The sequence below is a fragment of the Microcoleus sp. B3-D7 genome (assembly GCF_036705305.1).
Taxonomy (GTDB): Bacteria; Cyanobacteriota; Cyanobacteriia; order Cyanobacteriales; family Microcoleaceae; genus Microcoleus.
The window spans coordinates 97,437-122,843 of record NZ_JAUBUE010000003.1; the positions used below are offsets into that span (position 1 = coordinate 97,437).

Sequence of the window (25,407 nt, forward strand, 5' to 3'; positions counted from 1 at the left end):
GAGATCTAAAGTCTAAAGTAAGTGATTGGACAAATCTTTAGTTTTTGGGTCGGGACACTTTTGCTATTGGCCTTGTACCGATCGAGCGATCGCGCCCGCAAGAGATAATCTCTAACAGGTAAAACCTCAGCCAACCGGACAGCACTAATACGTAGTCGGCCGCCTGGAAAGCTCGATCGGGCAATTACGGATCTATTATTCCAGCTAAAGGGTCAAGTTCGATTAAACATCGCCTAGAAGAGAGTAAAAAATTTTACCTGTTAATTTTTCCGGCGTGCTTCAAACCAGGAAATCAACTGATCGCGGCAAACAGACTCCATAATACCGCCGAGTACCTCCAAGCGGTGACACGAATGCGCGCTATCTGGAATATTAGCCGCAGTCCGAATCGTGCCAGTTTTCGGGTCATCGGCTCCGTATACCAGCAGACGAATCCGAGCTTGGACGATCGCACCAGCGCACATCGGGCAAGGTTCCAGCGTTACGTAGAGCGTGCATTGGTTAAGATGCCAGTCTTGCAAAACTTGGCCGGCAGCCCGCAAAGCCAAGATTTCAGCGTGAGCAGTCGGATCGCAGTCTCGCTCTCGCCGATTTTGCGCTTCGGCAATCAATTTGCCTGTACCGTCAACAATGGCAGCACCCACAGGTACTTCACCGGCATCACCGGCTGCTTGTGCCAGTTCCACAGCCCTAGTCATCCAGCGTTTGTGAATAAAATAAGTAGTATCACTAATAGACAATGGCTCAGTTTTAGAATTCACCTCATACCTACGTAACAGAAAAACTTAAGATCGAGAAAGAAAGTTACATTACAGCTTAATAGAAAGCCATTTTTAATTATGGACACCACCAGGATAAATACTGAAATTGTTGAGCTGTTGTGCCGCATTAGCCGGCAAAAGCTGCGCGAACAAGATATCACTCCTTTGGTAGTGTTTGTGACTGCTTTGATTTCCATCCTGCGCGGAGTGATGATTATTGACAGGACGATCGCAGTTGAAGAAGAAGAACGGCTGCAAAAGACTCTCAAAGCCTTTGCCAGCGGCGACCGCGATCGGGTAGAACTAATTCAGCGCCTTGTCAAAGGAGTCTCCAAACAGCAGGTTTACTTCAACCCCACGGAATTGCTAACCCTGACAGCTTTGTTCTCAGAATCAGAAAAACTGTTGCTTATCGGTTCCGGCTACGAAATGTCAGCGGCCGACGGACACATCGATATGCGGGAGCAAATGTACTTACAGTCGATCGCAAATCGGCTCGGCCTCGACTCCAGACACATTGCAGTCCTAGACACTTTATTTACTAAAGAAGGAACCCTCGACTCACAAGCTTTTGCCGAAGTTCAAGCTTTACTCGATCCCAGCGAATTCGAGTCCCGCGATCCGGTATTTGGCAAAGCAGCAAAGCACTTGCTGAGTATTTTACTCCGCAATTGACATCCTCACCGCCCTAAAGGGAGGGTGATTCCCAAGAATCACTTCTTGAGTTTTCTGCTTCGTCCCGTGCCAGCTAGACTGACTTTACCACCAGTCCCCGCCGCATCCAGTCCACAGACAGTTTGTTTTACTTCCAGGCTATGCCCTAGCCCAGAAATTAGTTCCAACCCACGATTTCTAACCACCTGTGCCGCTGCCACATCACGCGATGCAGTAAAGAAACACACTGGACAAGAATGAATTCTTTCGTCTAGGCGCTTTTTGCCCGTATGCGTCCCACACTCAGGACATTGTTGTGATGTGTAGTCCTTGTCTACCTTGGCAAAGAAAACACCTCGTTTAAAGCACACCCATTGTAGTATGTTGACGAATTGACCGAATCCAGCATCGGCACTATGTTTACTCAACATTCCTCTGGCCCAAGAGCGAAAGTCGATGTCTTCAACAAATATCATCCCTACGCCGTCACTCATACGGTGGGCTAACTTAAAGTGCCAGTCTTTCCTGGTGTCAGTAATCTGTTGATGAATTCTGGCTATTTTTTGATTGAGCTTATGTCTGTTATTCGACCCTTTCTTCTTATGCTTTAATCTACGTTGCAGTAATTTCAACTCGCGTTGTAGAGTTTGCAGGAAGCGAGGTCTAGCAATTTGCTCGTTATCGCTAGTAGCTACAAATTTATCAAACCCTAAATCCAAACCTCGCGGATGACCGGATATGGGTGTATCTGGGACTGATACATTTAACTGTAATGACAACATGACAAAATATCCCGATGCCCGTCGTACAACCCTGGCTTGTTTAATTTCAAATCCCCCTGGGATTTGGCGTGACAAGCGCAAACGAATCCACCCTAGTTGAGGCAATTTCAGCAAACTTCCATTGATGGGATTTTTGCCCAATTGAGGAAACACAAACGATCGCATTCGGTATTTGTTCTTGAAGCGAGGAAAGCCTAGTTTCTTCGCTCTCATGTCCTCAAATGCCCTGTCCAGCGTTCTTAAGGCTTGTTGCAATACTTGCGAATGTACGCTCGTGAGGAGGGGAAATTGCTCTTTGGCAAGAGTCAATCGTTTAGCCTGAGTGTGGTAACTAGGGTATGGCTCGTCAGCCCTGAGTATGTACTCCTGTTCGATGGAACAAGCATTTACAGGCGACTTGCGGGAATTCAACCAGTCTTTGCGCTCCCGCAAAGCAAAGTTCCATACAGAACGACACACAGCGAATATCCGCTCGATAGTATCGACCTGTTCTGGAGTTGGTTCTAGTTTGAATTCCCACGTCATGTTTAGCATGAAATTATTTTACACGCTTACTTAGTATGTGTAAAGCCGTCCTCCACTTCGTTAAAGGACGGGGTTTTAGACCCAAATTTTCGATAAATTTTGGATCAGTAAAAGTCGTGAGAAGAGTTTGAGGATTTGACGCTGTGTCCATTTGAGATGGGACTTAGGCGCTCTTACCCTCAAAAACCGGGTTGTTTAACCCCTACCAAGAGCGCTGTACGGCGTATGTTGGTGAAAAACCAGGTTTCTGCCTCAGTCCCGCTTTATTTTTTTTGCAAGAGTCGATCGACCCTTGTATCCCATTGAACCGAATACCTCTAAAATCTAAAAGCGACTTGTCGCTGCCTTGATTGACTCAGCTCAATCTCAAATCTCAAATTGATTGATTATGCAAATTGAATGGCAAACCGCCAAAACCTACGAAGACATTCTCTATCACAAAAGCGGCGGCACCGCCAAAATTACCATCAATCGACCTCACAAACGGAATGCTTTCCGTCCCAAAACCGTGCAGGAACTGTGCGATGCCTTTACTGATGCCCGCGAAGACACCAAAATCGGCGTTGTCCTGTTCACAGGTGCGGGGCCTCATACAGACGGCAAATACGCCTTTTGCGCCGGTGGCGACCAAAGCGTGCGGGGTGCTGCGGGATATGTAGACGAAGGTGGCATACCCCGGTTGAACGTGCTCGACTTGCAGAAGTTGATTCGCTCTATGCCCAAAGTAGTAATTGCTTTAGTTGCAGGCTACGCAATTGGAGGGGGTCACGTTCTCCACTTAATTTGCGACTTGACGATCGCTGCTGACAATGCTATTTTCGGACAGACCGGCCCCAAAGTCGGCAGTTTCGACGGTGGTTTCGGAGCTAGCTATCTTGCCAGAGTCGTCGGCCAGAAAAAAGCCAGAGAAATTTGGTTTTTGTGTCGCCAGTACAGCGCACAGCAAGCCCTAGAAATGGGTTTAGTCAACTGCGTCGTGCCCGTCGAACAACTCGAACTAGAAGGGATTCAGTGGGCTGCGGAAATTCTAGAAAAAAGTCCGATCGCGATTCGCTGTTTGAAATCTGCTTTTAATGCCGACTGCGACGGTCAAGCCGGTTTGCAAGAACTGGCGGGAAATGCCACTTTGCTGTACTATATGACGCAGGAAGGCGCCGAAGGCAAACAAGCCTTTTTGGAAAAACGGCAACCTGATTTTAGTCAATATCCTTGGCTGCCATAGCGGGATAGAAAAATCAGTTTTTTTTATGCGCTCATATTAAAGTAGATACTGCTGATTTTTATGAGTTAGTAAAGCCAAATGCACCCGATCGTCCAAAAGTGTCAGTAGTGATACCAGTTCCCAAAAAGAATGAAACTGCTTTGCCAGATCCAAACCATGATAATGATCAGTGATTCCCCAATCGAAAATGGTATGACCTATCCTGCTGCCGACTAACTAAACCGAGACTGCTGCTGCCGATTTTTCGGTTAACGTTGTGCCTGTAAGCTGGCAGGCATGGCGATCGGAAAAAGTGACGGTGGCATCCTGCAGCGTCAGAGTCGATTCTTGCCACATTCCAATTTCTTCTATGTTTTCCCAAGATGACCTAAAAGGCGAAACCGCTAAAGCACAAGCTTTCCAGTGACTTTGAACCGGGCCGCCTAGTAAAGCGCAAACACCTCCGCGTCTGCCTTCAGGGGTATAGTGACGGCAGTGACCACAAGCTGAAGTTAAAGGTGAAGTTAAGGAGGTTTGCATAAAAGTTCTTAGGGAAATCATTTTCATCTCTAATTCTCCTTTGTAGAGCTAGCAGGTTTTAGAGCATCCCAACCTTTATGCTGTCTGGGTTGTAGCGATCCCCGAAGTATAATTAAATTTTATAATTTATTTATAATCTCGTTATATATAGAAACAATTAGCTCCGTGCTTGCTCATTGTATAGGTCAAAACACAGGTTAAAAGTTTATAAAGCCGTTAGGGATCAAGACAAAGTACAAATGCCCAACGAGTATGAGAGGTTACAAATAAGCGGTAGCTTAGAATACAAAAATTGGCTGAGAGTGTCGGTAAGCAGCCTCTGGGAAGTAGGAACAATTCAGTTTTCCAATGAAAATGAAAAATAGCTGCCGGCGATCGACAGCAGGCGATCGGGCCCCTGTTGCATTGACGCCAAAAGTAGCTAATCATAAAATAGGCAAGTTTTCAAGCTTCTTGTTTATATCTACAATCAAAACATTAAAATTAATTCAGAGGCGGTAGGAGTTTTGCTAATGAGTAAGCGTTCTTCGGTTGAATCCCCAAATCATCAATCCTCTTCAACCCCAATCAACCCTGCTTTGCAAGCAGTCCTGGGGAGTCTAGATGTAAACCTAGAAGCAGAACTGACCACATACAGAAGGCACAGGCGGCGGGCCGAACAGTGGGTGTCGCCCTCAGTTCGTACCGGCAAGCAAACAGCCACAACCGAGCAACAGCTAGCCCAAAATTTGGCGCCGGAGACTGCGGAAGAAACCCAGCAGCCGCTATCGCTGCCCCTATCCCTTGCCGGCACTCAGGGCGATGCCCCGCTAGCAACTACCAGGGGTGGCACAAAATTATCTAGCAGTGCTTTCGCACCCAACAATTATCTCGAATCAAGCGAAAAACTGATCGAAAGTTTGGACGAGTCAAAAGCTGAGCCTACGGTAGAACGCAGTTTAGCCGCCAGTTTGTTAACTCCCTTGGGACTGAGTTCGATGCTGCTGTTTTTGCTGTCGTGCACAGCTTTGGGCTACGCAGTCATGTACCCGTCAAATTTGGTTAAGATGGCAGGCCTGAACCGTTTCCTCGATCGCAATGCACCCTCTTCAAGCGACAGTCCCGCCTCTACTGCCATCTCAGATACCAGCACCAAGGAACTGCCGAAAGCTCCAAATCTGGTATCCAAGGAATTTGTCGAGCTAGATTTGAGCACTCTCAGCAATGTTAAGCCGACAGTCAGCCCGATTCCTTCCCCCTCACCAAAAGCATCAATTCCGCCAACCCCTCCAGCGCCTCCGGGCCCCAGCGGGGTTGTGCCGATTCCTACAGAAGACGGCAACCCCCCCAGAGGCAGGGAACAAGGACTCAACAATCTGAGTACGGCTTTGCTTCCCACTCCCAGCCGTAGCGCTGCCCAGCCTGTGCCGACACTGCCAACACTGCCTACAACACCATCCCCAGCCCAGCCTGCCGCCACATCCCCGGCGACAGCATCCCCAGCCCAGCCTGCCGCCACATCCCCAGCCCAGCCTGCCGCCACATCCCCGGCGACAGCATCCCCAGCCGCCGCATCCCCGCTGGGAAGGCCTGCACGGGCGGCAGACGGTTTCTATTACGTTGTCACCGATTACACCGACGAAAAATCACTGCAGCAAGCCAGAACCGCAGTTCCCGATGCCTACGTGCGGAACTTCTCAAAGGGTGTCAAGATCCAAATGGGGGCTTTGAACGATGCTGCCTCAGCAGAACGTTTGGTTAAAGAACTCCAAGAAAAAGGGGTGAAGCCACAATACTATCAACCATAAATTAGGCAAAGACAATTAAACTAATGATCGGGGAGTAGGTTGGGCCGAGGCACGAACCCTCGGTTTCGCTTAACCCAACATTTGCTCAGTTTTGATGGGTAATGCTCGCGCCCTACCCATCTTAAAAATAATCATGACGACCTAACTTAGAGGGAATTAAAATTTCAAAATTAAAAATTAAAAAGACGATTGAGGAGTTTTCATTTTTAGTTTTTAATTCTGATTTCTCTGTCTTAATTCTAAAGTTGAAAATCGGGAGACTGGCAAAATGGGATTATTCGATCGCCTATGGCGAGTGATTCGAGCCAATATTAACAGTTTGGTCGGGGCAGCAGAAGACCCAGAAAAAATTCTGGAACAGGCTGTAATGGATATGCAGGAAGATTTAGTGCAGCTCAGACAAGCTGTGGCAGGAGCGATTGCAGCTCAAAAACGCACTGAACGCCAGTGCTCTCAAGCTGAGTCTACAGCAGCAGAATGGCATCAGCGGGCGCAGCTAGCTTTGCAAAAAGGCGAGGAAAATTTGGCGCGGGAAGCTCTGACCCGCAAGAAATCTTATCAAGAAACGGCAACGGCGATGAAAGCCAGTCTCGGGCAACAGAACGCTGTTGTGACTAAACTAAAAGAAAATATGCGGGCGCTCGAAAGTAAAATTTCCGAGGCCAAATCTAAAAAAGATATGTACATTGCCCGAGCTCGATCGGCCGCATCCTCGGAAAGACTTCAAGAAATGATGGGCAATCTCAGTACCGGCAGTGCTTTGAGCGCGTTTGAACGGATGGAAGAGAAAGTCATGCAGCTAGAAGCTCGCTCCGAAGCAATCGCAGAACTCGGAACTAATGATTTAGAAAAGAAGTTTCTCTCTCTCGAAGGTGCCGACGATGTGGATACCGAGTTGGCGACCATGAAAGCACAAATGCTTCCGGGCAACAATACACCCAAATTGCCGTCGAGCGAGCCACCCGCATCCTGAACCCCAGGCAACAGAACAAGAGTCAGCACGAGCAAAAACTTCTCAACAGCCTAGCTAGAGATGGCTCGAAGCCTGTTGGGGAATTCCCGGATCGACGTTAAACTCAATAGATATGTGCATGAATAAGCTTGCCTGCATCACATTACTCGATCGCTTTAAACTGGATTTATCTGTCTGCAAAAATTGCCAAAAACTAAATCGCACTAAAAATCTGACAAGAGTGAATTTCACAACTGCGGGCTAGGGCTATCAAGCCTGCTTTCCGCCTACTTCGTACACCTCACCCAGGAAAAATAGCATTATGGGATTATTTGACCGCATTAGCCGAGTCGTCAAAGCCAATCTTAACGATCTGGTCAATAAAGCTGAAGACCCGGAAAAGATTTTAGAACAGTCTGTTACGGATATGCAGGAAGACTTGGTGCAGTTGCGTCAGGCCGTTGCCAGCGCGATCGCCACTCAAAAGCGCACCCAGACTCAGTACAATCAAGCTGAATCTCAGTCTAACCAGTGGCAGCAGCGCGCTCAGCTAGCCCTGCAAAAAGGAGACGAGACTTTGGCCCGGGAAGCGCTGGTTCGCAAAAAGTCTCACGCTGAAACGGCGGCTACGCTCAAAGCCAGTCTGGATCAGCAATCGGCTCAGGTGGAAAGTCTCAAGCGCAACTTGATCGGTTTGGAGAGCAAAATTTCTGAAGCTAAGACTAAGAAGGATATGCTCAAAGCGAGGATATCCGCTGCTAAAGCTCAGGAACAGCTCAACAATACCATTGGCACCTTGAATACTGGTAGTTCAATGGCAGCTTTCGATCGCATGGAAGAAAAAGTTTTGCAGATTGAAGCTCGCGCGGGAGCTTCGGCAGAATTGGCCGCCGGCGGCAGCAATTTAGAGGAACAGTTCCGCTTGCTCGAAAGCGGCGGTGATGTTGACGACGAGTTGGCTCAGATGAAAGCTCAACTGACCGGGGGTTCTGTGTCTCAAGGTCAATTGCCGGCAGCGGGTAAAACGGCAGCAGCTAGTAGCTCGGAGTCGAGCCCGGTGATTGACGCTGAGTTGGAAGAATTGCGATCGCAGCTCAATAAAATGTAGTAATCTGTATCAAAATTTACCTATTTCTCAAATCGCAGGTTTGATAGAATGCTCCGCCGACCTACAGGGCTAGCTTGGGAGGTCGGAGTTTTTTTTCGTCATTATTTTTGAACACACAAAACATGATTATTGTCAACCATCTTTATATTGACTTAAGGAATTAAGTGTTTAAAAAGTGATAGAGTAATTTTATTCCTTGCAAGACGGCTAGCTTGGGAGGTCGGAGTGTTGTTAGTTATAAACACAAAATAGGACTGCTGTCAACTATCTTTATATTGACTTAATAAATAAACTTTTTCTAAAGTGATATAGTAATTTTATTCCTTGCAATTGCGCCGGCCGCGCCCGAGCGTAAGTGTAAATAACTATCAAATATGGCTAATCTGTCATGCCCGTGCAATTTTCTAGAGGCTTTTGTAAAATCAAGTTTTTCAAGGCATTAGCACTTGGTTTCTCAATTGCAGCTATTTGCCCCGCACTGCTATCAGCTCTAAGTGTTAGCGAGTCGATGGTTGCTACCGACTCAGGGGTGCAAGCGCCAATTTTGCAGGATAATTTACTGTCTCAATTAAAACTAAATAAACAAACAGCAGACGATCACGATCGGCTTCGTGATTTATACTCGGGTTCAGAATTAGATAGAGGCAGTAAAGAGCAAGAAAATAGCATCCCGGAGTTCGATCAATTGACCCAAAGCGAGGCCCCAGAAACTCTCCCTCAATTGCCGAATCGAGGAGAAAACAGACACGAATTTCCAATTCCCAACCCGCGGCTGTCAAATCCGGCTCCCCTCCCGTAACCCGCGCCACCACCGCTCTTGCTTTCAGCCGCACAGCTTTTGCGGTTTGCTATTCCCGCGCCGGCACAGCCTGCAGAATTCCTAAGATTCCGGGTACGATAAAAGTCGCTGGATTTGAAGTAGTTGGCAGTTGACTTACCGCGAGCCGATCGGGCAAAATCCGAGAATAGAAATCGCGATCGGTATCAGTAGCTGCAGGCGAGAAAGCGATACATCTTTGCTGGGCAAAGATTTTCCACTGTCGCCGGCAGCAGATAATCGGGGTAGAACTCGGGTTGCGGCGCTGAGGCTGTTTCAGGATTTTACTCAGAGGGGAGAGAGAGATGTCTTGGCGGCGCGATCGCAGTTCTGTCTGGCAGTGGCAGCAGTTGGCGCTACGGTGAGCAGCAGCAGCCCTGACAGTCGATTTTTGACTTGCCGGGTCAATTGCAGTACGTGCGGTTGTTGGCTCCTGAGACGCTGCTGCGGGTGCATCGGACTCATAAAATTGAGTCAACAGTCAACAGTCAACAGTCAACAGTCATTCCGGTCCAACTGGAATTGATATGAGAGGCTGCAGGTGGTGCGATCGGATGTGAAATTGGCTGGGCCAGAGCTTTTGCCGAGCGAACAATGCGGTATAGGAGACTCAGATATATTGCGGGGTTAGCGTCAGGATGCAATGCTTGCCGATAGCGGGATTTTTGATTCAGGCGAGTTGCGGTATCCGATGCCAGCGCACCCGCGACAACCAAGGAGTTTTGCAGGTGACGCCGTTTGTAGATTTTGGCAATGTTTGGAATCCCAGGCAAAGCGCGGTTTTGGAAGCGAATACTTTGCTGTCAGCGGGATTGCGGCTGCGGTGACTATATGGCGAAAGGTGGAATGCTCGCGGAGGCGGGGGAATTACTTTGATTGATATTAAGTCGAGCAACAGGAGTTTACAAGAGCGCGGGCTGTATTTTTCTGTATAATTCAAACCTTTTTAGGAAAGCAGTCGTGTTGCCCTTGGCGGAACTGAGCAATTCCGCTATATAGTAATAAGTATAATTTGGCACTCCTCTGTAGCTGCCAAGAGTGCATTTTAGTGATAATCTTTAAATTAAACTATGTCTAAGGTGCGGTTGCTGCTTTTAAGTTCTTTTGCTGCCGGTTTTGGGCTTTGCTCAATCATTTTGGCGATGTTTACGATGACTTCTCGGCTGTCGTTTACGTCTTTTTTTACATTTGTTTTAACTTTGGTGTTTTTTGGAATTAATCTGCTTTTTGCTTTGCATTATTATACATCACTTACTAAGCAATTGAGTGCTAAAAATAAAAGGAAAGCGAGAATTTAGCGGTTGTGAAGCACAAGCGGAAAAAGGCATGGAGACTTCTTTCTGGAATGGGAATGGAATCAAGGAAAACGCCTCTGCGTTAGGAAAAATATCTAGCTGTAACCCATAATTATTTAAAGTCTAATTATTTAGGAGGTCTGTCTGGAAACAAAACTAAAATGGTATGAATTTGCTAAGAAGCCGATCGCACTAAAATGACTGTACAGTCGCACCCGCGCGCCACAGCTTCCGGGATGTTCCCCTGAATCACCTGCTTCAGCAGCCCTTCGCGGCTCGCTCCCAGGACGATCGCATCGCACTGATCGTTCTGAGCCAAATCAATTAAAGCATCAGAAACCGATTTAGCGCAAACCGAAGTCGCTATTATCGAACAGCTAACCCTGCGCTTAATAAACTCCGCCGCTTGCTTTAATTCGCCGCGATCGGGTTCTGCAACAGAAGGCTGATGAACCTGACACAATTTAATCTCCGGTACAGCACTCGCAGCCACCAAAGCAGGTAGCAGCCGCAAAGCCGCAGCTTGCTGGTAACTGCCCCGAATAGGCACCAACCAGCGCTGCAAACCCATCAGCGTGTGCAGGCCCAATTCTGGCCCGGGAATGTCTGAATTCGGCGGGGAAAGTTCAGTCTCAGGAGTGGCTGATGAATCTGAGGAGAGCGCCAATGTGGGATTATCTGCACCATCAACTCCTTCGGTATTGAATTCCCATTCTATAGACGTATATTTCCGCCCGCTAAAAGCGACGGGAAACTCATTTTTCTTACGTGTGGCTAATAGTTTTTCGCTCCATTTCACCAAAATTACCTCGCAGCCTGCTTGCCGAATTACGGTATCGACCACATCGCCAAAAATGCGTCCTTTTGTGGAAAATTCGCCTTGCCAGCCCATCAAAATTAAATCGATATGGCCCTCCTTAATTGTCTCCAAAATCGCGTTAGGCACGTCATGAGCTACCCGTATTTGGGTGTGTACGGGCAAGTTCCAATTGCGAACAATTCGCTCGGCTTGTTGCAGCAGACGGCGGCTTTTGGTTGTCCGCACAGCGGTTTCAGAAGGGGAACTGTTGCGCGGTACTAAGATGATTTGCAGGCATTCTAATTCGTAATTGCGATCGCGCGCAATCGCCGCGGCCAGCCGCAGCAAAGCGGGCGCTGTTTGAGGGTTGGAAAGGGGCACTAATAATCGGCCGTTTCCGACTTGCGGAGCCCTGGTTTGATAGACAATACAAGAAGGTTCTGGATGCGGGCCCTGGGTTGTTTCTCCGCTGAGGCGATCGGATTCAACTCGGATAATGTCGCTGCGGGTAATAATTCCCACCAAACGGCGGCCTTCTATGACTGGCAAACGGCTGATATTGTAGTTGTTGAGCCTGTACAATACCTCGCTTAAAGTATCCTTTGCTTTGACTGCGATCGGCTGTACAGTCATAAATTCTTTGAGCAGCGAGTTGCCGGGTAAATTGCGCTCGCTGGCATTTGCCAAATCGGTTTGACTGACAATTCCGACTAATTTGCCATCTTCAACGACTGGAAATCCTCGGTGGTGCGATCGCGAAAAAGCTTGCATCACTTCATCGAGAGTCAGCAGACTCGAGAGAGTTTCAACTCGACGCTGCATCACGTCATCTGCGTGCAAGTCGCTCAAAGTATTGCTCGCAGCTTTTGCCTTTGTCAGTTGAATGCCGTTAAACTCCAAAAGGCGAGTATACAGCGAGCCGCTCTCTACCTTTTCTGCCATTAAATAAGCAACTACAGAACAGATCATCAAAGGCAGCACTAATTTGAAATCCGCCGTAATTTCAAACACAATTACTACCGAAGTAATCGGAGCTCTAGTAACCGCGCAAAAAAACGCTCCCATTCCCGCCAAAGCGTAAGTTACCGGCGAACCAACGCCCAGGAAATCTGCCTGCACAATGCCCACCATGTGACCGAGTGCAGAACCCATAACTAGGGAAGGAGAGAACAATCCTCCCGGAGCGCCAGAAGCAGCGGAAATAATTGTTAGAAAAAAGTGAGCTATAAAAGCAATTAAACTCGTTATGCCACTTGCTTCCCCGGTCAGCAGAAACTCCCGCAAACCCGTATTGTTGCGGAAAGTTTCTGGGAGAAAAGCTATTACTGAACCGCAGATTATGCCAGCTAGAGCAACTCGCGCGGGCAAAGCTAATTTGAGAGAGCGCCTGTTAAATTGCAAGCTAGCAATAATCCCTTTCGTGAACAAAGCTCCCAGCAATCCTGCTAAAATTCCTAGCAGTATGTAGAAGGGAATTTCCTGAGCTTCAAAACTGCTTCGGTACTCACGAAGGTTCAAATTTAAACTATCGCCGCCCAAAAGCTGCGAGACAACTGCACCGATAAATGAAGCGATAATTGCAGTCCCTAAAGTCAATCCCGAAACATCGTGCAGCAGTTCTTCAACTACAAATAAAACTCCTGCAATGGGAGTATTGAAACCAGCAGCCAATCCCGCAGCAGCACCGCAAGCAATCAATTGTCGGCGGTAGTCTGGGGAAGTTGGCATCAAGTGACCGATCCAGCCAGCCAAAGATGCTCCTATTTGCACAGTTGGGCCTTGCCTGCCTAAAGTTAAACCGGAACCAACTGCTAAAATAGTCGTCAGAAGTTTGGCTACAGCTACTCGCAAATCTAAGGCAAGATTCACTCCGCCGAGAGCAGCTTTGACGTGAGGAATGCCACTGCCTGCAGTTTCGGGAGCAAAACGCTCAACCAAGAAACCTGTCAGCAACCCGCCGCATAAACCGACGCTGGGCAGTAATATCCAAGCTGGGATTAATGTCGAGGTAGCAACTCGCCAACTGCCGAGCCATCCGACTCCCGACTTTAGCAAAACACCAGCCAGTCCTGCCACCAAGCCGATCAGACAAGCTTCAAAAATGGCTAGGCGTTTCGGCCGTAAAAAAAGTTGAGATTTGATGACCCTGGAAGGTTCCCTAAATTGTTTAGGGATAGTTATGTACGGCATAAATAGCGTAGATGACCTGAGAATTGTCTGCTCGATCGCACTTTAGCGAAAAATCCTTCGACTTAGCAAAATATAACTAATTTTTAACCGGAGGTTCACGCAGAGTAACGTAGATGAACTTTACTAATCTGCGTTAGTCTGGGATTATTTACCTGATCACCTCTACCAATGTTTTTTTTTAATCCGGCACTTCCAAGTCGGGCTGGCCGGTGGCCGGCAGTGTCGCCCCAAATCCTGTTTTGTCGTGTCTGCGGTTTACCCAAACCGTTGAGATTCCCATGGATGCGGCGGGTATAATGTCGTGATATACACTCTGATCAACGTGCAGCAGTTTTTCGCAAGGAATTCCCATTGTTTCTAGGGCTATTTCAAAGTTGCGAGTTGACGGTTTGTACGATCGCACTTGTTCCGCAGCAATCAACCAGTCGAATTCGACTTTTAAATATTTGGCTGTAACAGCAAACAAACCATCGTCAATAGTGGAAATTACTGCTAGTTTGTATTTATGCTTTATTGCTTCCCAGGCTGCAACTGTATCTGAAAATGGTTGCCAATTTTTGATGGAATCAACCACAGAGTTTATTTCTGTGCCTGCGGCTGTTTCTGTGGGTTAAAAATTAAATAAATTTTTGACCATTTTTTTTGACTATTTCTTGCACTATCTCCTGCTATTTTATATAATGATTATTCGGGTTTTATAGGTCGGATTCAAGGTCAGTAAAAAGCTCTAAAATTCCGTCATCGCTGAAATGAATTTCCCTATTGAACAGCAAGTTTTTCAACGCGGGTAATATCTCCTTTTCCCAAACTATAAAAGTGCCGTAGCCGTCAAAACTCACTATTTAAAATTGATTAAATTATAGCATGGTTCGCTACGAATTTAGGGTTGATATTCCGCAAAAATTTCAATTTTTCCCACAATATTTTGATTAAATTGAGCCAATTGTTCTGCAGGAATCCAATATTCTTGGTGAATCGAACTGCCCACATTTTGAACTGGATATTTTTTTAATAATTCTGCCGCCACCCGAAAGCGCGTGACATAGCCGAAATATCCCGATGCTGCATCTCTTGTATTCCAATCTCGCGCTATTTGTATGGCATAGGCTTTGTGAACTACGGGATAAAAAGTAGGCTGAAAGGATAAGCGTGGCGGAAATGCCAGAAAATCGCTTTCTTTAATTAGTTCCATTTCTTTTTTGCCTACGGCTCGGAACAGCGTTACTGTTTCTTGATCTGAGATATTGATATTTTTAAACCAAGCTTTCCAACCATCCCAATTGTGAACTATTTTCGCCAATTCAGCGTAACCGGCGGCGCCGGGATGGGAGCCATCGTTTTCGGTAAGTTCTTTGTGCCAAATTTCCGATTTTTGCAGCGGGGTACAAACATCTAGATAAAGCACGTTTAACTCGCTGCAAACTTGAGAAAACTGTTCGGATAAGTGGGCAATCCGCCTTGTATGATCGGCATCGATAACTGGCGGGGGTCCTACCATTAATACTGGAAATATTTCTTTGGCTGACGTGAGAATAGAGCGAGCATTTTCAATTGATTTTGCAACTTCTATGCGATTTTTTTCGTTTTCTAGGTGAGTGTCGTTGACGCCAAAGGAAAATACTATTCTGCCGTCGCCATAGTGAGGTAAGCGGCGAGAAACTTCGTTGAACCAACGAGTTTCTATATCGGCACTGGTTTCTCCCCTTATTCCTAAATTGTAGTAGGTAATATCGTGTCCTTGTCCGCAAGCGGCCGCGCAAATCCGTCCTGTCCAACCGAGACATTTTGGATCGCAAGTACCGTTTACAAAAGAATCACCGATAAAACAAATACGCATATTATGTGTGGGAATTGGGAATAGTTGACTGTTGACTGTTGACTGTTGACTGTTGACTGTTGACTGTTGACTGATGACTGTTGACTGATGACTGATGACTGTTGACTGTTGATTGTTGACTGGTGATTGATGACTACTAACAACTAATAACTGACAACTGACTACTAACAACTAACAACTGCCAACTGCCAACTGCCAACTGACTTTAGTTTTTGCCGATGACGGACAATCCTTCTACAATTACAGATGGTGTGTGGCAAGAACCGTTCCACTCGGAGTCTCCTCCCAATTCTACCAATTGTTTGAGGACGCTGTAGACGTTGCCAGCTACCATTGTGTCTTTGATTCTGCCGACTATTTCACCTTTTTTGACTCGGTAGCCGAGATCGACGTTAATCGAAAAATCGCCGGAAATTCCGGCACTGCCGCCAAGCATTTGATCGACTACAATTCCGTCGTCTAATTTAGCGATTAAATCGATTAGCGAAAGCGAACCTGGTTTAATCAAAACATTGAACAAACTCGGCGTCGGATAGCTGCCTAAACCTGGGCGAAATCCGTTGCCGGTGGTGCCACTGCCCAAGGCTCGACCGGTGGTGCGATCGGTATAAAATAGCTGCAACACTCCGCTGTTGATAAAGACGATCGCCCGAGTGGGAGTACCTTCGTCGTCAAACGGACAGCTATAGGGCCCGATATCCGGCTGCTGCGAGAGGGTGACAAGCGGCGATGTCACTTGTTGGCCTAATCGATCGTTCCAAGGCGAAGCGCCTTCGAGTACCTGTTTGCCGTTCAACGCGGCACACACAGTCCCCCACAGTAAATCGGCTGCTTTGGCTGTAAATAGCACCGGCACGCGGCCTGTGGCGGGGGCTACATTGTCTTTCGCCCATTCTAAACGCTGCAAAACCCGCTTGGCGCTGGTGTTTAAGTCGAGAGTACCGCGTTCGGTTTCGCCTTCCCAAATGTTGAGGAAATCTTCGCCCCGCACTAATTCTGCTGATAAGTAACCGCTGAGGGTGGTGTCGGTGTGACTCGAATCCAAGCCTTTGGTGTTCACCAAGCGGGTGCTCTCGATTTCGCAGTCGAGTTCGGCGGTGCAGAGGCTTTCGGGATAGGCTTCGCGGACGATCGCGATCGCTTCTTTGCCCCAGTTTACTAGCTGTTCGGCCGACACTGACACTCCGAGATCGGGATAAACAACTTTCTCACCGGTGCCGAGTTCGATGGTTTCCGGTTCGTTAAGTTGCGAAAGCGCGATCGCCCTGTCCACCAAAATTTGTAGTTCCACAGGCCCGTAGGCCACCGCCAAACCCGGCCGCCCATCCCGCCACAGCCGCAATGCAATGCCTTCTGCTTGGGCGGTTTCTAGCTGTTTGAGGCGGTTTGCTTCAAAAAAGACCGGCCGTGAGAGCGATTGCGATTCCAATACCTCAGCAGCTTCTGCACCTGCTTTGGTGGCTAGTTCTAACAGTTGTTCTGCTGATTGCTGATTGGTCATTGTTCTCGGTGGTTGGTAATGGGCGATGGTAATACCATTTTCGATTTTCGATTTTCGATTTTCGATTTTCGATTAAAGAATTGGCAAGGACTTACTGGATATGGGTTTGGAGTACGAGCCTACATTTAGATTCTTTGGGGAAACTGGTAGAATGCGCGATCGCAATATTGTACGCATTTGTGATTGTTTGCATCTTGCCAACCGCTTAGCGTCGATTTTAGCTTTTAGATTTTAGGTTTTAGATTTACTCAACAGGTGAATCTGAGAACTTGAACTAGAATCTAAAATCTTGATATCTCCACGACAGGAGTACGTGGGAAGGTATCTGTTTTTGGCTGCGGTTAGAAACCGACTTTTTTGCTGCGGTTCAGATCTCAAAGCCGAGATTTTTCCTGAAAAAACCCGGTTGCTTAAATCTGATTGGGAATGCTGCCCGATATCAGTTATTGCCAAGCGATCTACTAAATAGTTAGTTCGTGCAGCAGCCAAAATCCTGCAAAAGATTCCGATTCGGGATTCGACTGAATTGCTAAGAAATGTACTTTTTTTGCTTGCTTTTTAGCGGCTTCAAATCCTTTCGCTTCTCTCTCAGTTGCTGCGTCTCTGAGATTAGCTAAAATCCAGCGATCGTTAGCTCCCGTATCTAATACCAGCCTAGCGGGTGGGCCGCTCTCAAATTTCAGAAAAGCCAACTCCAAACCCGACATCCAACCTGCCAAGGCTGCTGCTCTCGACGAGTAGATAATTAGTCCCGGAATTTGCGTTTCTGGGGCGAGGCGTGTCATCGGTAGTCCGAAAGCTTCGCCAAATCCGATATCCCACTCGGACATTTCGTCAAAAGCTGCGATCGGCAAACTCACAAACGCCCATTTTTCGCCGATTAAAGCATCCGGCAGCGCAACTGGCGTTTCGGGTATAAATTGAACACTTGGGTTCACAACCGGTTGATAGCCCGGTTCTGCGGGATAAACGTCTTGCATCCGTTCTTCCAGCCACAGGCTGAGGGCGAGGGTGCGGCGGCTGCAGGCTGCGGGAATGTCCAAATCCTCGCAGGCTTTGGTAATCATGTTCGCCATTTGGCGGCGGAAAAAGCGGATTTTTTCGGGTCGTTTCGGTGCTGCGGCGATCGCCTCTTTAATTGCACCCGCCAGCCACAGGGAATTCACGGTAGAACTGGAGCAGAATTGCGAGTAGCGAAACAGAGACTCGGCCTTGTCGCCTACATTCAGCGGGCTTTCGCAGATCAACACTTCCCATTTTTTTTTCTCTCGCTCGTCTATGATTGGACGGCTGTAAAAGTCGAGTTCCCAAATAGTAGCCATGCCGCGCTGTTAAAAATTAATCCTTTCTCATGTTACCGGACAGCGGGCAAGTTTCTGATTCTGACAATATAAGGCTGATTTTCAATCGCGGGCGATCGCACTTTCCCAAAGATTGCCACTTTCCCTTGCAGCTTCCAGTGTAATTTTTGGCAGCAGTGCAGAACCGGAAGCATTAGCAACTCCTCGGAGAACCGTCGCGGAGCAATCTCAACACGCGATCGTTTGTTAAACTTGTGCAAGCCAGGGAAAACAAACAGTATAGCTTGATTCCATGAGACAAATCATTCTCGAAAAGATTGTTTCTACCTTACAACCTTTAGATTTTGTTCTCGCTTTGTGGCAAGGAGGTTCAGCAGCCCACGGATACACCGACGAGTGGTCAGACCTCGATATTGCGGTTGTGGTTGAAGATAACTGCGTGGAAGAAACATTTGAGATTGTTGAAAAAGCCCTCGCAGAAATTTCCGAAATCGAACTCAAATATCGAGTTCCCGAACCCGCTTGGCACGGTCAATCGCAGTGCTTCTGGCGGCTGAAAGAAACCCCGCCTTTTTTGCTAATTGATTTTGCGGTTTTCCGGCGCAGCAGCCGCAACGATTTTCTGGAAATAGAGAGACACGGACAAGTCCCGATCGCCTTTGACAAAGTTAATCTAATTGTACCGCCTCCTTTGGATAGAAGCAAACATTTATCTACAATGCAGTTGAGATTCAACGACCTTAAAATCCGTTTCACTTTGCTGCAACCTCTGGTAAAAAAAGAGATTTATCGCGGACATTTAGTAGATGCGATCGGCAACTATCACAATTGGACGCTTCTACCCTTAGTCGAACTGTTGGGCATGATTTACCGTCCCCACAGATACGACTTTGAACTAAAATATTTCACCAGAGATTTTCCGCTCCAAATAGTCGATCGCGTCGCACCGCTTTTCTGCATTGCCAACCTTGAAGATTTGGCAGCAAAACAGGAAATAGCTGAGGTTTTTTTTGCAGAAACTTTACCGCTTGCACAAGCTAATTTTTCCTCTGACAATGCCCTAACAGTAGCGCAATAGGCTCAATATTTCGTACCGAAAGCGATTAATATAGTAGCATCTACCTTAAAGATTAACATCCCATGACAAAACTCAGCGTCAACATCAACAGAATTGCCCTCCTCAGAAACTCTCGAAACATCGGTATCCCCAGCGTTACGGAAGCCGCAAAAACAGTAATTGCTGCCGGAGCTCATGGCGTTACAGTCCATCCCCGCCCCGACGAAAGACATATCAAAGCTGCCGATATTTATGAATTAGCTAAAATGCTAACCGTTGAGTTCAACATCGAAGGAAATCCGTTTCAGCCGCCATTTATGGATATAGTTTGCGACGTAAAACCGGCTCAGTGTACCTTGGTGCCGGACGCTCCCGACGTGCTAACATCCGATAGCGGTTGGAATATTCCCGAAAATCGCGATCGGCTGTTACCAATCATTCAAAAATTAAAAGACAACGGCATCAGAGTCAGCTTGTTTATGGACGCAGATGCTGCTCTCATGCCGCTAGCAAAAGAAGTTGGAGCAGACAGAGTAGAATTGTACACGGAACCCTACGCAACTGCTTTTCGCGAAGGTAGAGTAGAATCTGTTTTTCAACAATATGTCTTAGCAGCTAAAGCCGCTCAATCAGCAGGTTTAGGGGTGAATGCCGGACATGATTTAAATTTGCAAAACTTAGCTAAATTTTGCTCTATTCCTGATATACTCGAAGTATCAATTGGTCATGCTTTAATTGCGGAAGCGCTAGAAATGGGCTTGTCCAACACAGTACAAGCTTACCTAAAAATTCTGGCAGGTTCGTAGTACAAATTAACCTCGGGTGGCAGGGCGGATTTGGCAGTAATAAACTCGTTTTTATCAAATATAAAAACTAAATCCGCCCTGCCAACATACAGTATCAAAACTTACGCAAAAAATGGTTTGACACGCTACAAATATGGTAAGGTGGGGTTCGCAGCGACCTATATAATTAGGCGCTCGTCAAAAATGAAGTAACACTAGGGGCTGTCACCCCGTGGTGGTGCTAGCCGTTTTCTAGTAGCAAGGCAGAGCCAGAATGCCAGACACCGCGTTTTTTGGGTGTGGGCATTTCTTGAGCAAGAACCTCGGAAAAAGCTTTAATTTTCCTAGACCAAATTACTAATATTCTGTGATGATATTATCCGTAAGGAGTATCATTAAAATGTCCCGACAAACTGAGGCTACTACTTAGCTCCCGCACTGCCAATTTGCTACCAGCAGGTTTTGTGCAAGTACGGGATATTTACGTGTATCCTATCTCCTCCTGTAGCCTCTGTGCGATCGCCCGATTTAATCCGGTGAAAACAGGCAAACACAAGTAACCATATACAATTCCTTACCCCCCTCGGAAGTGCGACATGAAAAAACTAATTTTACTGACTGGAATGCTACTCATGATGACGGCAAAATCAGTATTTGCCAGCCCAGTAGCCCCCAAAATTGCACCGAGCGAGCTGATGGCTGCCTCGGAAATTACAGAAACCCTTAACAAACCCGTTACCTCTGAATCAGTTCCCAACCTCGAACCGATCAAGCGAATGTCAACCTCGGAAATCCGAGAAACCATCAACCAACCCACCACCTACATTTTTGAAGGCGTCAAAGGGCGAGAACTCACTCTCTCCCTGTGGGCGGGACAACTCACAGCCCAACTGTACAGTCCCAATGGTGAAAATATGGGGGTTATTGAAAAAGCAGACAATCAGTGGATGGGCCAGTTGCCAGAGTCCGGCATCTATCGCGTGCGAGTTACCCCGAAAGGTGAAACCACCAGCTTCGTACTCGGACGCGACTTTAACGCTAAGTGGACTTATAGGCCCGATCGCGCAATTCCCATAGCATTCAAGGAAAAACAAGCCACCATCAAACTCAAAATGTCCGGCTACCAAATCCAGCCAATTACGCTTCAAGGCAAGCAGGGACAGACAATTAGGGTGACAGCTAGCAACAAAAATCTAGATCTGGCGATCGAATCTCCGACGGGACAACTCCTGGATCAAGGCGAAGGTCAAACTTTTGCTCAACTCCCCGACTCCGGTATCTATCGGGTAATCGTAGTTGCCAAGAGGCCGGTCAAGTCTTCAATCCGAGTTTCTGTGCAATAGCAAAGATTGCACAAATACTGTCGGGCGATCGAATTTGCGTCGCCAAAAAAAAACAGCTCGCCCAATTGGCGAGCTGTTTTTTGCGTAAAATCAACCTTGGATCAGCGCTTCAAAACGTTCTTGTTTCCAAATGCAGCTTAAATCCGAGTCAGCTAAAGCTAGCTCTCGGTATAAATTAGGGATAAACTCAACAGCTCGCTGCAAATTGTCAAGGGCCAAATCAGCAAATCCCAATAGCGCATAACAGCAAGCTTTATTGTAAAAAGCGTTAGCAAAATCAGGATTTATTTCTAAGACTGTTTCGTAGCAAGCAATCGCCTCAGAGTAGCAGCCTTTTCGTGCCAATTCCACACCCCGGTTGTACCAAATTAAATAATCTTCAAAGGGACGCTCAGATGTGGGAGTAAACTTGCCATTTCTCTGGTTTAAACCTACTAATTTCTCCAAAGCAACTCTCCGTTCGCCCACAGCTTCGGCTCTGCCCGGTTGTAGAGCGATCGATCGGCTAAAACTAGCCACTGCTTGTTTGTAAAGTCCCATAGAGTTCGCAGCTATACCGCGATTGTACCAAGCCTTCGCGTCGTCAGGCTTAAACTCGATCGCCCGGTCAAAACTGTTAAGCGCCTGATAGTAAAGCTTGAGTTCCAACAGGGCATTACCTCGGTTGTACCACGCCCAAGCAGCCTCCGGGTACAAATTTAAACAGCGATCAAAACTCAGAACCGCCTTCTCGTAAAGCCCCATATCGATCAGCGTCAGTCCCCGGTTGTGCCAAATACTCGCCGCGCACGGACTGAACTCCAGAGCCCGGTCAAAACTGTTGAGAGCCTCCAACCAGCGGCCCAACTTTCCTAAAGCAATAGCCCGGTTGTGCCAGCCAAAGCTCGCATTCGGCTCCACCGCCAAGGCTTCATCAAAACTCTTCAGCGCCTCTAAGTGCCGTTCTAATTTCCCCAGAGCCATACCTCGGCCGAACCAAGCCTTATAATGATCTGATTGCAACTTCAAAGCTCTGTTAAAGTTCGCCAGAGCACCATGATCATCGTTAGCTTCGAGGTGGCGCGAACCCAGATGGTAATACCAAGCCGCTTCCAAGTTTTGAATTAAGTTCATAATATTTCGTATCTATCTTAAGGATGATTCTAGCTGAAATCCTACTGGGAGTAAAACTGTAATTCCACTAAAAATCGGAAACTTTTGATACAGGGCGATCGCCCGTACACACTACCCGTAACAACCTCAACAATTTGCGGTCGAACCTAACTATTTTCCTCTGGTAAAAAGCTCTTTCATCTAACCGCACTCATCGTTTTTTAGAGCTGCTGCGAATCTTAACTCTGCGTGAATCGCGCAACTCTTACCACCGCATCCCGAATTAGGTTTGCAGTTACACAAAGAGTCCTAGGGCGCCCCAAGTCTAACTGCAAATCTCACAGTGCTAATAGCTTCTACTTCTGGTTGCCCAATTCAAGCAACCACAACCGCTGTTTTAGCATTCTCACTCAATAGCAACTGGCCTGTTGCATCAATACTAAAATCTTTCCCCAGCAGAAAACCCTGGCCCATCAACCGCTGGCAAACAACCAGCGCAGTAATCCGGCGAATTTCTTCCATCACGTCAGCAGGAATCAAATAACTCAAACTCCAGATCACGGACTCGCAGTCATACCAAATCAAACGCTCAATACTGACAATCATCAAAGCAGCTACACTGTCAACTGACAGCCGCCCTCTGAGATCCGCAATCAAATCCTTACCAATTAAGCTATTGCGAGTCATCATCGCTCTAGCCATCTTCCCAATTTCTTGTTCGAGTTCTAAATGATTCATGCTTGGCACTGGCTTTTATGTTTTTAAAGCACTACTAAAAGTAAAAACAGTAGCCGCTACCAGGCTCTGCCCTAGCGTAGCTGACGCAGGCTCTACCGTAACTCCTTTTAACAAAGTATACCTAAAGAAAGATCAAAAATGTATCTAAAGGCAGATACCAAAATATTATTTTTTGAAACAAATTGGTAAACCAATTCCCACAAGAATTTTTACGAGCCAAGTGAGTATTTATACTTGCTAGAACCGGGCGTAAAGTCAATCGATTTTAGATTTTAGATTTTAGATTTTAGATTGAAGAATTGGAGAAAGCGACCTCACGGATGAATCCGGGAGGTTGTACCCGGGCGCTTTCGACCGAAGATTGGTAAATTCGCTACATAATAAGGAAGTAGTTACTTCGGAGAAAAAACAGCAATGGCTGCAAACCAGGCAGACATCGATATTGCCCCCTTGATCGACTACGGCCTGATCGACCCCACCGCCACGCCAGAGCAAGTAGAATACTGTTGCCAACAAGCAGAGAGATTTGGCTTTGTCACAGTTTGCGTGTATCCCGCCTACGTCCGACAAGCAGTTGAGCTGCTGCACGGCAAACGTCCAAAAGTCTGTACAGTTATAGGTTTTCCCACCGGTGCTTCGACTTCAACGGTGAAAGTTTACGAAGCTCTAGAAGCAGCAGATAATGGAGCCGTAGAGTTAGATGTCTCCGTTAACTTAGGATTGTTGAAAGCTGGAAGAATCGACGAATTCCACCGGGAATTAGCCCAAATTTGCGAAGAAACTAATCTCACCATTAAAGCAATTATCGAAAGTTCGCTCCTTTCCGATGCCGAAAAACAATTAGCGGCTGAGATTTGCATGGAAGCCGGCGCCGCCTACATCAAAACCAACACTGGCTTTTTTGGCCCGGCGAAAGTTGACGATGTGCGACTGCTGAAAGAAGTTACGAAGGGACGGATTGGGATTAAAGCGGCCGGCGGAATTCGTACTCACGAACAAGCTTTAGATTTGGTGGTAGCTGGGGCAACTCGTTTGGGGACTTCTCGTGGCCCAGAATTAATCCGCCAGCGCGATAATTTAGATAAAAGTCATTAGTGATTAGTGATTAGTCATTAATTATTAATTATTAGCAATGGCTAATTGGGAATTGGTGCGCCCTTACGCACCATACAACTAAAACTTCTGCGTCCTGGACGGTTTTTGCTACTGTCTAATAACAATACTTCGGACAGTTTTTGATTGCCAACTGTAGAATGACTGTTCCAGGTCGATCGACCAACGATGACAATGAAACTGTCGGAAGTAATGTAGTAAATCTAAACTCTAAAATCTAAAATCGAGTGACTCGAACTTACAAAGCAACTGGAATCAATCTTAAGAGTGCGCCCATGGGCGAATCCGATCGAGTGCTGACAATTTTGACGCGGGAATTCGGCTTAATTCGAGCCGTAGCACCGGGTGTTCGCAAACAACGATCGACCATTGGCGGTAGAAGCGAATTATTTGTCGTTAACGAATTGCTAATTGCCAAAGGCCGATCGCTCGACAAAATTACCCAAGCCGACACGGTACAATCCCATCCGGGTTTGAGCCGCAACCTCGGGAAACTCTCCGCCGCGCAATATCTGGCCGAATTGGCGATCGCCAGCGCCCTTTCCGATGAGCCCCAAGAAGAACTCTTTTGGTTGCTGGGCGAACATTTGAGCCGTTTGGAGCGTTTGTCCGATCGCACAGAAATCCAATCCGCCGCCGTGCTTGTCGCCCACCTCAGCCACGGCATTTTTCACCTGCTAGCCTTAGCAGGCCTCGCGCCCCAAGTCCAAGTTTGCTGCGCCACCAGAGGGCCGCTCATCCCAAATTTCACCGATCCGAACTGGCAAACCGGGTTTAGTATACCCTCTGGGGGAACCTTCAGCTTGCCCGAGCTAGCTAACCTAGAGGCAGAACTCTCTTCAGAAATCGGTAGCTTGTACAAATCCGCCTCCCGTTCCCGGCAAACGAATGGAAGCAAGCACTTGACAAATTTTGAGATCAATGCTAAGGAATTAGCAGCGCTGCAACAGTTGGCTAGTCCAGAACTAGGAGAGGGGATTGCCGATAGAACAACTTGGGTATCAGTAGAAAATATTTTGCGACAATATGCCCAGTATCATTTAGGTTGCACGATTAGATCGGGAAGCTCGATCGACACCTACCTAGAGAGTTTTGAGTTTTAAATTTTGAGTGTTGACTTAAATAGGTGAACGGGCGATCGTACATCGCACCCCCAACCTGCCGGATACCCGAACCAGCCGACCATTTCAGGTAAATTCTCAAGGTTGTTGCGACATCAGATAATAGAT

25 protein-coding genes are annotated in these 25,407 nt (G+C 47.1%); 12 read left to right on the forward strand and 13 right to left on the reverse strand.

Annotation, left to right across the window (positions count from 1 at the left end; all coding sequences use genetic code 11):
- Nucleotides 1–260: 260 nt before the first annotated feature.
- Entirely contained in the window at nucleotides 261–761 is a 501-nt protein-coding gene (gene tadA / locus QUB25_RS03545) for a tRNA adenosine(34) deaminase TadA (protein WP_333182025.1), read from the reverse strand.
- 78 nt (nucleotides 762–839) lie between these two features.
- On the opposite strand from tadA, the gene QUB25_RS03550 reads away from it, so the two are divergent.
- Entirely contained in the window at nucleotides 840–1,436 is a 597-nt protein-coding gene (locus tag QUB25_RS03550) for a TerB family tellurite resistance protein (RefSeq protein ID WP_333182026.1), read from the forward strand.
- 38 nt (nucleotides 1,437–1,474) lie between these two features.
- Here QUB25_RS03550 and QUB25_RS03555 read toward each other — a convergent pair whose 3' ends face one another.
- On the reverse strand, nucleotides 1,475–2,731 hold the full coding sequence (locus QUB25_RS03555) for a transposase (RefSeq protein WP_333182027.1): 1,257 nt from the start codon (nucleotides 2,729–2,731) through the stop codon (nucleotides 1,475–1,477).
- Between the two features lie 379 nt (nucleotides 2,732–3,110).
- On the opposite strand from QUB25_RS03555, the gene menB reads away from it, so the two are divergent.
- On the forward strand, nucleotides 3,111–3,944 hold the full coding sequence (menB, locus tag QUB25_RS03560; RefSeq protein ID WP_006635932.1) for a 1,4-dihydroxy-2-naphthoyl-CoA synthase: 834 nt from the start codon (nucleotides 3,111–3,113) through the stop codon (nucleotides 3,942–3,944).
- A 216-nt stretch (nucleotides 3,945–4,160) separates the two neighbouring features.
- Here the strand turns inward: menB and QUB25_RS03565 are convergent, their stop codons facing one another.
- The gene (locus tag QUB25_RS03565) at nucleotides 4,161–4,463 is read right to left on the reverse strand and encodes a hypothetical protein (RefSeq protein WP_333035696.1); all 303 of its coding nucleotides are present in this window, start codon (nucleotides 4,461–4,463) and stop codon (nucleotides 4,161–4,163) included.
- 512 nt (nucleotides 4,464–4,975) lie between these two features.
- Between QUB25_RS03565 and QUB25_RS03570 the strand changes: the two genes are divergently transcribed.
- Nucleotides 4,976–6,250 carry a hypothetical protein gene (locus tag QUB25_RS03570; RefSeq protein ID WP_333182028.1) on the forward strand — a complete coding sequence of 425 codons (1,275 nt, stop codon included), beginning with the start codon at nucleotides 4,976–4,978 and terminating at the stop codon, nucleotides 6,248–6,250.
- A 268-nt stretch (nucleotides 6,251–6,518) separates the two neighbouring features.
- Complete coding sequence (locus QUB25_RS03575; RefSeq protein WP_333182029.1) at nucleotides 6,519–7,223, forward strand: PspA/IM30 family protein; 705 nt, start codon at nucleotides 6,519–6,521, stop codon at nucleotides 7,221–7,223.
- Nucleotides 7,224–7,277: 54 nt separating this feature from the next.
- On the opposite strand, the gene QUB25_RS03580 is transcribed toward QUB25_RS03575, so the two are convergent.
- Nucleotides 7,278–7,454 (reverse strand): hypothetical protein, encoded by a 177-nt coding sequence (locus QUB25_RS03580; protein ID WP_333035693.1) that lies wholly within the window; start codon nucleotides 7,452–7,454, stop codon nucleotides 7,278–7,280.
- Nucleotides 7,455–7,524: 70 nt separating this feature from the next.
- On the opposite strand from QUB25_RS03580, the gene QUB25_RS03585 reads away from it, so the two are divergent.
- Together QUB25_RS03585 and QUB25_RS03590 are read left to right on the forward strand one after the other, a co-directional pair.
- Complete coding sequence (locus tag QUB25_RS03585; protein ID WP_006635936.1) at nucleotides 7,525–8,310, forward strand: PspA/IM30 family protein; 786 nt, start codon at nucleotides 7,525–7,527, stop codon at nucleotides 8,308–8,310.
- A gap of 508 nt (nucleotides 8,311–8,818) precedes the next feature.
- Nucleotides 8,819–9,109, forward strand: coding sequence for a hypothetical protein (locus tag QUB25_RS03590; RefSeq protein ID WP_333182030.1), 291 nt, complete (start codon nucleotides 8,819–8,821; stop codon nucleotides 9,107–9,109).
- Nucleotides 9,110–9,158: 49 nt separating this feature from the next.
- Here the strand turns inward: QUB25_RS03590 and QUB25_RS03595 are convergent, their stop codons facing one another.
- Nucleotides 9,159–9,605 (reverse strand): hypothetical protein, encoded by a 447-nt coding sequence (locus QUB25_RS03595; protein ID WP_333182031.1) that lies wholly within the window; start codon nucleotides 9,603–9,605, stop codon nucleotides 9,159–9,161.
- Between the two features lie 160 nt (nucleotides 9,606–9,765).
- Here QUB25_RS03595 and QUB25_RS03600 point away from each other — a divergent pair, with 160 nt between their 5' ends.
- Entirely contained in the window at nucleotides 9,766–9,954 is a 189-nt protein-coding gene (locus QUB25_RS03600; protein ID WP_333059280.1) for a hypothetical protein, read from the forward strand.
- 643 nt (nucleotides 9,955–10,597) lie between these two features.
- Here QUB25_RS03600 and QUB25_RS03605 read toward each other — a convergent pair.
- From QUB25_RS03605 to QUB25_RS03630, 6 genes are all read right to left on the reverse strand, one after another.
- Nucleotides 10,598–13,411, reverse strand: a complete 2,814-nt coding sequence (locus tag QUB25_RS03605; protein WP_333182032.1) for a chloride channel protein — start codon at nucleotides 13,409–13,411, stop codon at nucleotides 10,598–10,600.
- Between the two features lie 178 nt (nucleotides 13,412–13,589).
- Complete coding sequence (locus QUB25_RS03610; RefSeq protein WP_333182033.1) at nucleotides 13,590–13,985, reverse strand: HAD hydrolase-like protein; 396 nt, start codon at nucleotides 13,983–13,985, stop codon at nucleotides 13,590–13,592.
- 306 nt (nucleotides 13,986–14,291) lie between these two features.
- Nucleotides 14,292–15,419: a GDSL-type esterase/lipase family protein gene (locus tag QUB25_RS03615; protein WP_333182034.1), complete on the reverse strand. Its 1,128-nt coding sequence runs from the start codon at nucleotides 15,417–15,419 to the stop codon at nucleotides 14,292–14,294.
- Between the two features lie 34 nt (nucleotides 15,420–15,453).
- Nucleotides 15,454–16,749 carry a TldD/PmbA family protein gene (locus tag QUB25_RS03620; RefSeq protein WP_333182035.1) on the reverse strand — a complete coding sequence of 432 codons (1,296 nt, stop codon included), beginning with the start codon at nucleotides 16,747–16,749 and terminating at the stop codon, nucleotides 15,454–15,456.
- Nucleotides 16,750–17,210: 461 nt separating this feature from the next.
- Nucleotides 17,211–18,071, reverse strand: a complete 861-nt coding sequence (locus tag QUB25_RS03625; RefSeq protein ID WP_333182036.1) for a Tab2/Atab2 family RNA-binding protein — start codon at nucleotides 18,069–18,071, stop codon at nucleotides 17,211–17,213.
- A 32-nt stretch (nucleotides 18,072–18,103) separates the two neighbouring features.
- Nucleotides 18,104–18,244, reverse strand: coding sequence for a hypothetical protein (locus QUB25_RS03630; protein WP_333182037.1), 141 nt, complete (start codon nucleotides 18,242–18,244; stop codon nucleotides 18,104–18,106).
- Between the two features lie 98 nt (nucleotides 18,245–18,342).
- On the opposite strand from QUB25_RS03630, the gene QUB25_RS03635 reads away from it, so the two are divergent.
- The 3 genes from QUB25_RS03635 (at nucleotide 18,343) to QUB25_RS03645 (ending at nucleotide 21,235) form a co-directional block, all read left to right on the forward strand.
- Entirely contained in the window at nucleotides 18,343–19,128 is a 786-nt protein-coding gene (locus QUB25_RS03635; protein WP_333182038.1) for a nucleotidyltransferase domain-containing protein, read from the forward strand.
- 62 nt (nucleotides 19,129–19,190) lie between these two features.
- Nucleotides 19,191–19,913, forward strand: a complete 723-nt coding sequence (locus QUB25_RS03640; RefSeq protein ID WP_333182039.1) for a pyridoxine 5'-phosphate synthase — start codon at nucleotides 19,191–19,193, stop codon at nucleotides 19,911–19,913.
- Nucleotides 19,914–20,488: 575 nt separating this feature from the next.
- Nucleotides 20,489–21,235: a hypothetical protein gene (locus tag QUB25_RS03645; RefSeq protein ID WP_333035678.1), complete on the forward strand. Its 747-nt coding sequence runs from the start codon at nucleotides 20,489–20,491 to the stop codon at nucleotides 21,233–21,235.
- A gap of 90 nt (nucleotides 21,236–21,325) precedes the next feature.
- Here QUB25_RS03645 and QUB25_RS03650 read toward each other — a convergent pair whose 3' ends face one another.
- Together QUB25_RS03650 and QUB25_RS03655 are read right to left on the reverse strand one after the other, a co-directional pair.
- A complete protein-coding gene (locus tag QUB25_RS03650; RefSeq protein WP_333182040.1) occupies nucleotides 21,326–22,348 on the reverse strand; it encodes a tetratricopeptide repeat protein in 1,023 nt (340 codons plus the stop codon).
- A 354-nt stretch (nucleotides 22,349–22,702) separates the two neighbouring features.
- Nucleotides 22,703–23,065 carry a hypothetical protein gene (locus QUB25_RS03655; protein ID WP_333035674.1) on the reverse strand — a complete coding sequence of 121 codons (363 nt, stop codon included), beginning with the start codon at nucleotides 23,063–23,065 and terminating at the stop codon, nucleotides 22,703–22,705.
- 414 nt (nucleotides 23,066–23,479) lie between these two features.
- On the opposite strand from QUB25_RS03655, the gene deoC reads away from it, so the two are divergent.
- Together deoC and recO are read left to right on the forward strand one after the other, a co-directional pair.
- A complete protein-coding gene (gene deoC / locus QUB25_RS03660; protein ID WP_333182041.1) occupies nucleotides 23,480–24,160 on the forward strand; it encodes a deoxyribose-phosphate aldolase in 681 nt (226 codons plus the stop codon).
- Between the two features lie 245 nt (nucleotides 24,161–24,405).
- Nucleotides 24,406–25,281 (forward strand): DNA repair protein RecO, encoded by an 876-nt coding sequence (gene recO / locus QUB25_RS03665; protein WP_333182042.1) that lies wholly within the window; start codon nucleotides 24,406–24,408, stop codon nucleotides 25,279–25,281.
- Nucleotides 25,282–25,407 lie beyond the last annotated feature (126 nt).

What these genes read in the sequence shown, in the direction of transcription:
- QUB25_RS03645 (WP_333035678.1), top strand. Translation starts at nt 20,489, where the DNA reads ATGAAAAAACTAATTTTACTGACTGGAATGCTACTCATGATGACGGCA.
- QUB25_RS03640 (WP_333182039.1), top strand. Translation starts at nt 19,191, where the DNA reads ATGACAAAACTCAGCGTCAACATCAACAGAATTGCCCTCCTCAGAAAC.
- QUB25_RS03590 (WP_333182030.1), top strand. Translation starts at nt 8,819, where the DNA reads ATGGTTGCTACCGACTCAGGGGTGCAAGCGCCAATTTTGCAGGATAAT.
- QUB25_RS03555 (WP_333182027.1), bottom strand. Translation starts at nt 2,731, where the DNA reads ATGCTAAACATGACGTGGGAATTCAAACTAGAACCAACTCCAGAACAG.
- QUB25_RS03655 (WP_333035674.1), bottom strand. Translation starts at nt 23,065, where the DNA reads ATGAATCATTTAGAACTCGAACAAGAAATTGGGAAGATGGCTAGAGCG.
- QUB25_RS03585 (WP_006635936.1), top strand. Translation starts at nt 7,525, where the DNA reads ATGGGATTATTTGACCGCATTAGCCGAGTCGTCAAAGCCAATCTTAAC.
- QUB25_RS03565 (WP_333035696.1), bottom strand. Translation starts at nt 4,463, where the DNA reads ATGCAAACCTCCTTAACTTCACCTTTAACTTCAGCTTGTGGTCACTGC.
- QUB25_RS03630 (WP_333182037.1), bottom strand. Translation starts at nt 18,244, where the DNA reads ATGCTTCCGGTTCTGCACTGCTGCCAAAAATTACACTGGAAGCTGCAA.
- QUB25_RS03600 (WP_333059280.1), top strand. Translation starts at nt 9,766, where the DNA reads ATGCAATGCTTGCCGATAGCGGGATTTTTGATTCAGGCGAGTTGCGGT.
- QUB25_RS03635 (WP_333182038.1), top strand. Translation starts at nt 18,343, where the DNA reads ATGAGACAAATCATTCTCGAAAAGATTGTTTCTACCTTACAACCTTTA.
- QUB25_RS03605 (WP_333182032.1), bottom strand. Translation starts at nt 13,411, where the DNA reads ATGCCGTACATAACTATCCCTAAACAATTTAGGGAACCTTCCAGGGTC.
- QUB25_RS03575 (WP_333182029.1), top strand. Translation starts at nt 6,519, where the DNA reads ATGGGATTATTCGATCGCCTATGGCGAGTGATTCGAGCCAATATTAAC.
- QUB25_RS03570 (WP_333182028.1), top strand. Translation starts at nt 4,976, where the DNA reads ATGAGTAAGCGTTCTTCGGTTGAATCCCCAAATCATCAATCCTCTTCA.
- QUB25_RS03625 (WP_333182036.1), bottom strand. Translation starts at nt 18,071, where the DNA reads ATGGCTACTATTTGGGAACTCGACTTTTACAGCCGTCCAATCATAGAC.
- QUB25_RS03650 (WP_333182040.1), bottom strand. Translation starts at nt 22,348, where the DNA reads ATGAACTTAATTCAAAACTTGGAAGCGGCTTGGTATTACCATCTGGGT.
- QUB25_RS03550 (WP_333182026.1), top strand. Translation starts at nt 840, where the DNA reads ATGGACACCACCAGGATAAATACTGAAATTGTTGAGCTGTTGTGCCGC.
- QUB25_RS03620 (WP_333182035.1), bottom strand. Translation starts at nt 16,749, where the DNA reads ATGACCAATCAGCAATCAGCAGAACAACTGTTAGAACTAGCCACCAAA.
- deoC (WP_333182041.1), top strand. Translation starts at nt 23,480, where the DNA reads ATGGCTGCAAACCAGGCAGACATCGATATTGCCCCCTTGATCGACTAC.
- menB (WP_006635932.1), top strand. Translation starts at nt 3,111, where the DNA reads ATGCAAATTGAATGGCAAACCGCCAAAACCTACGAAGACATTCTCTAT.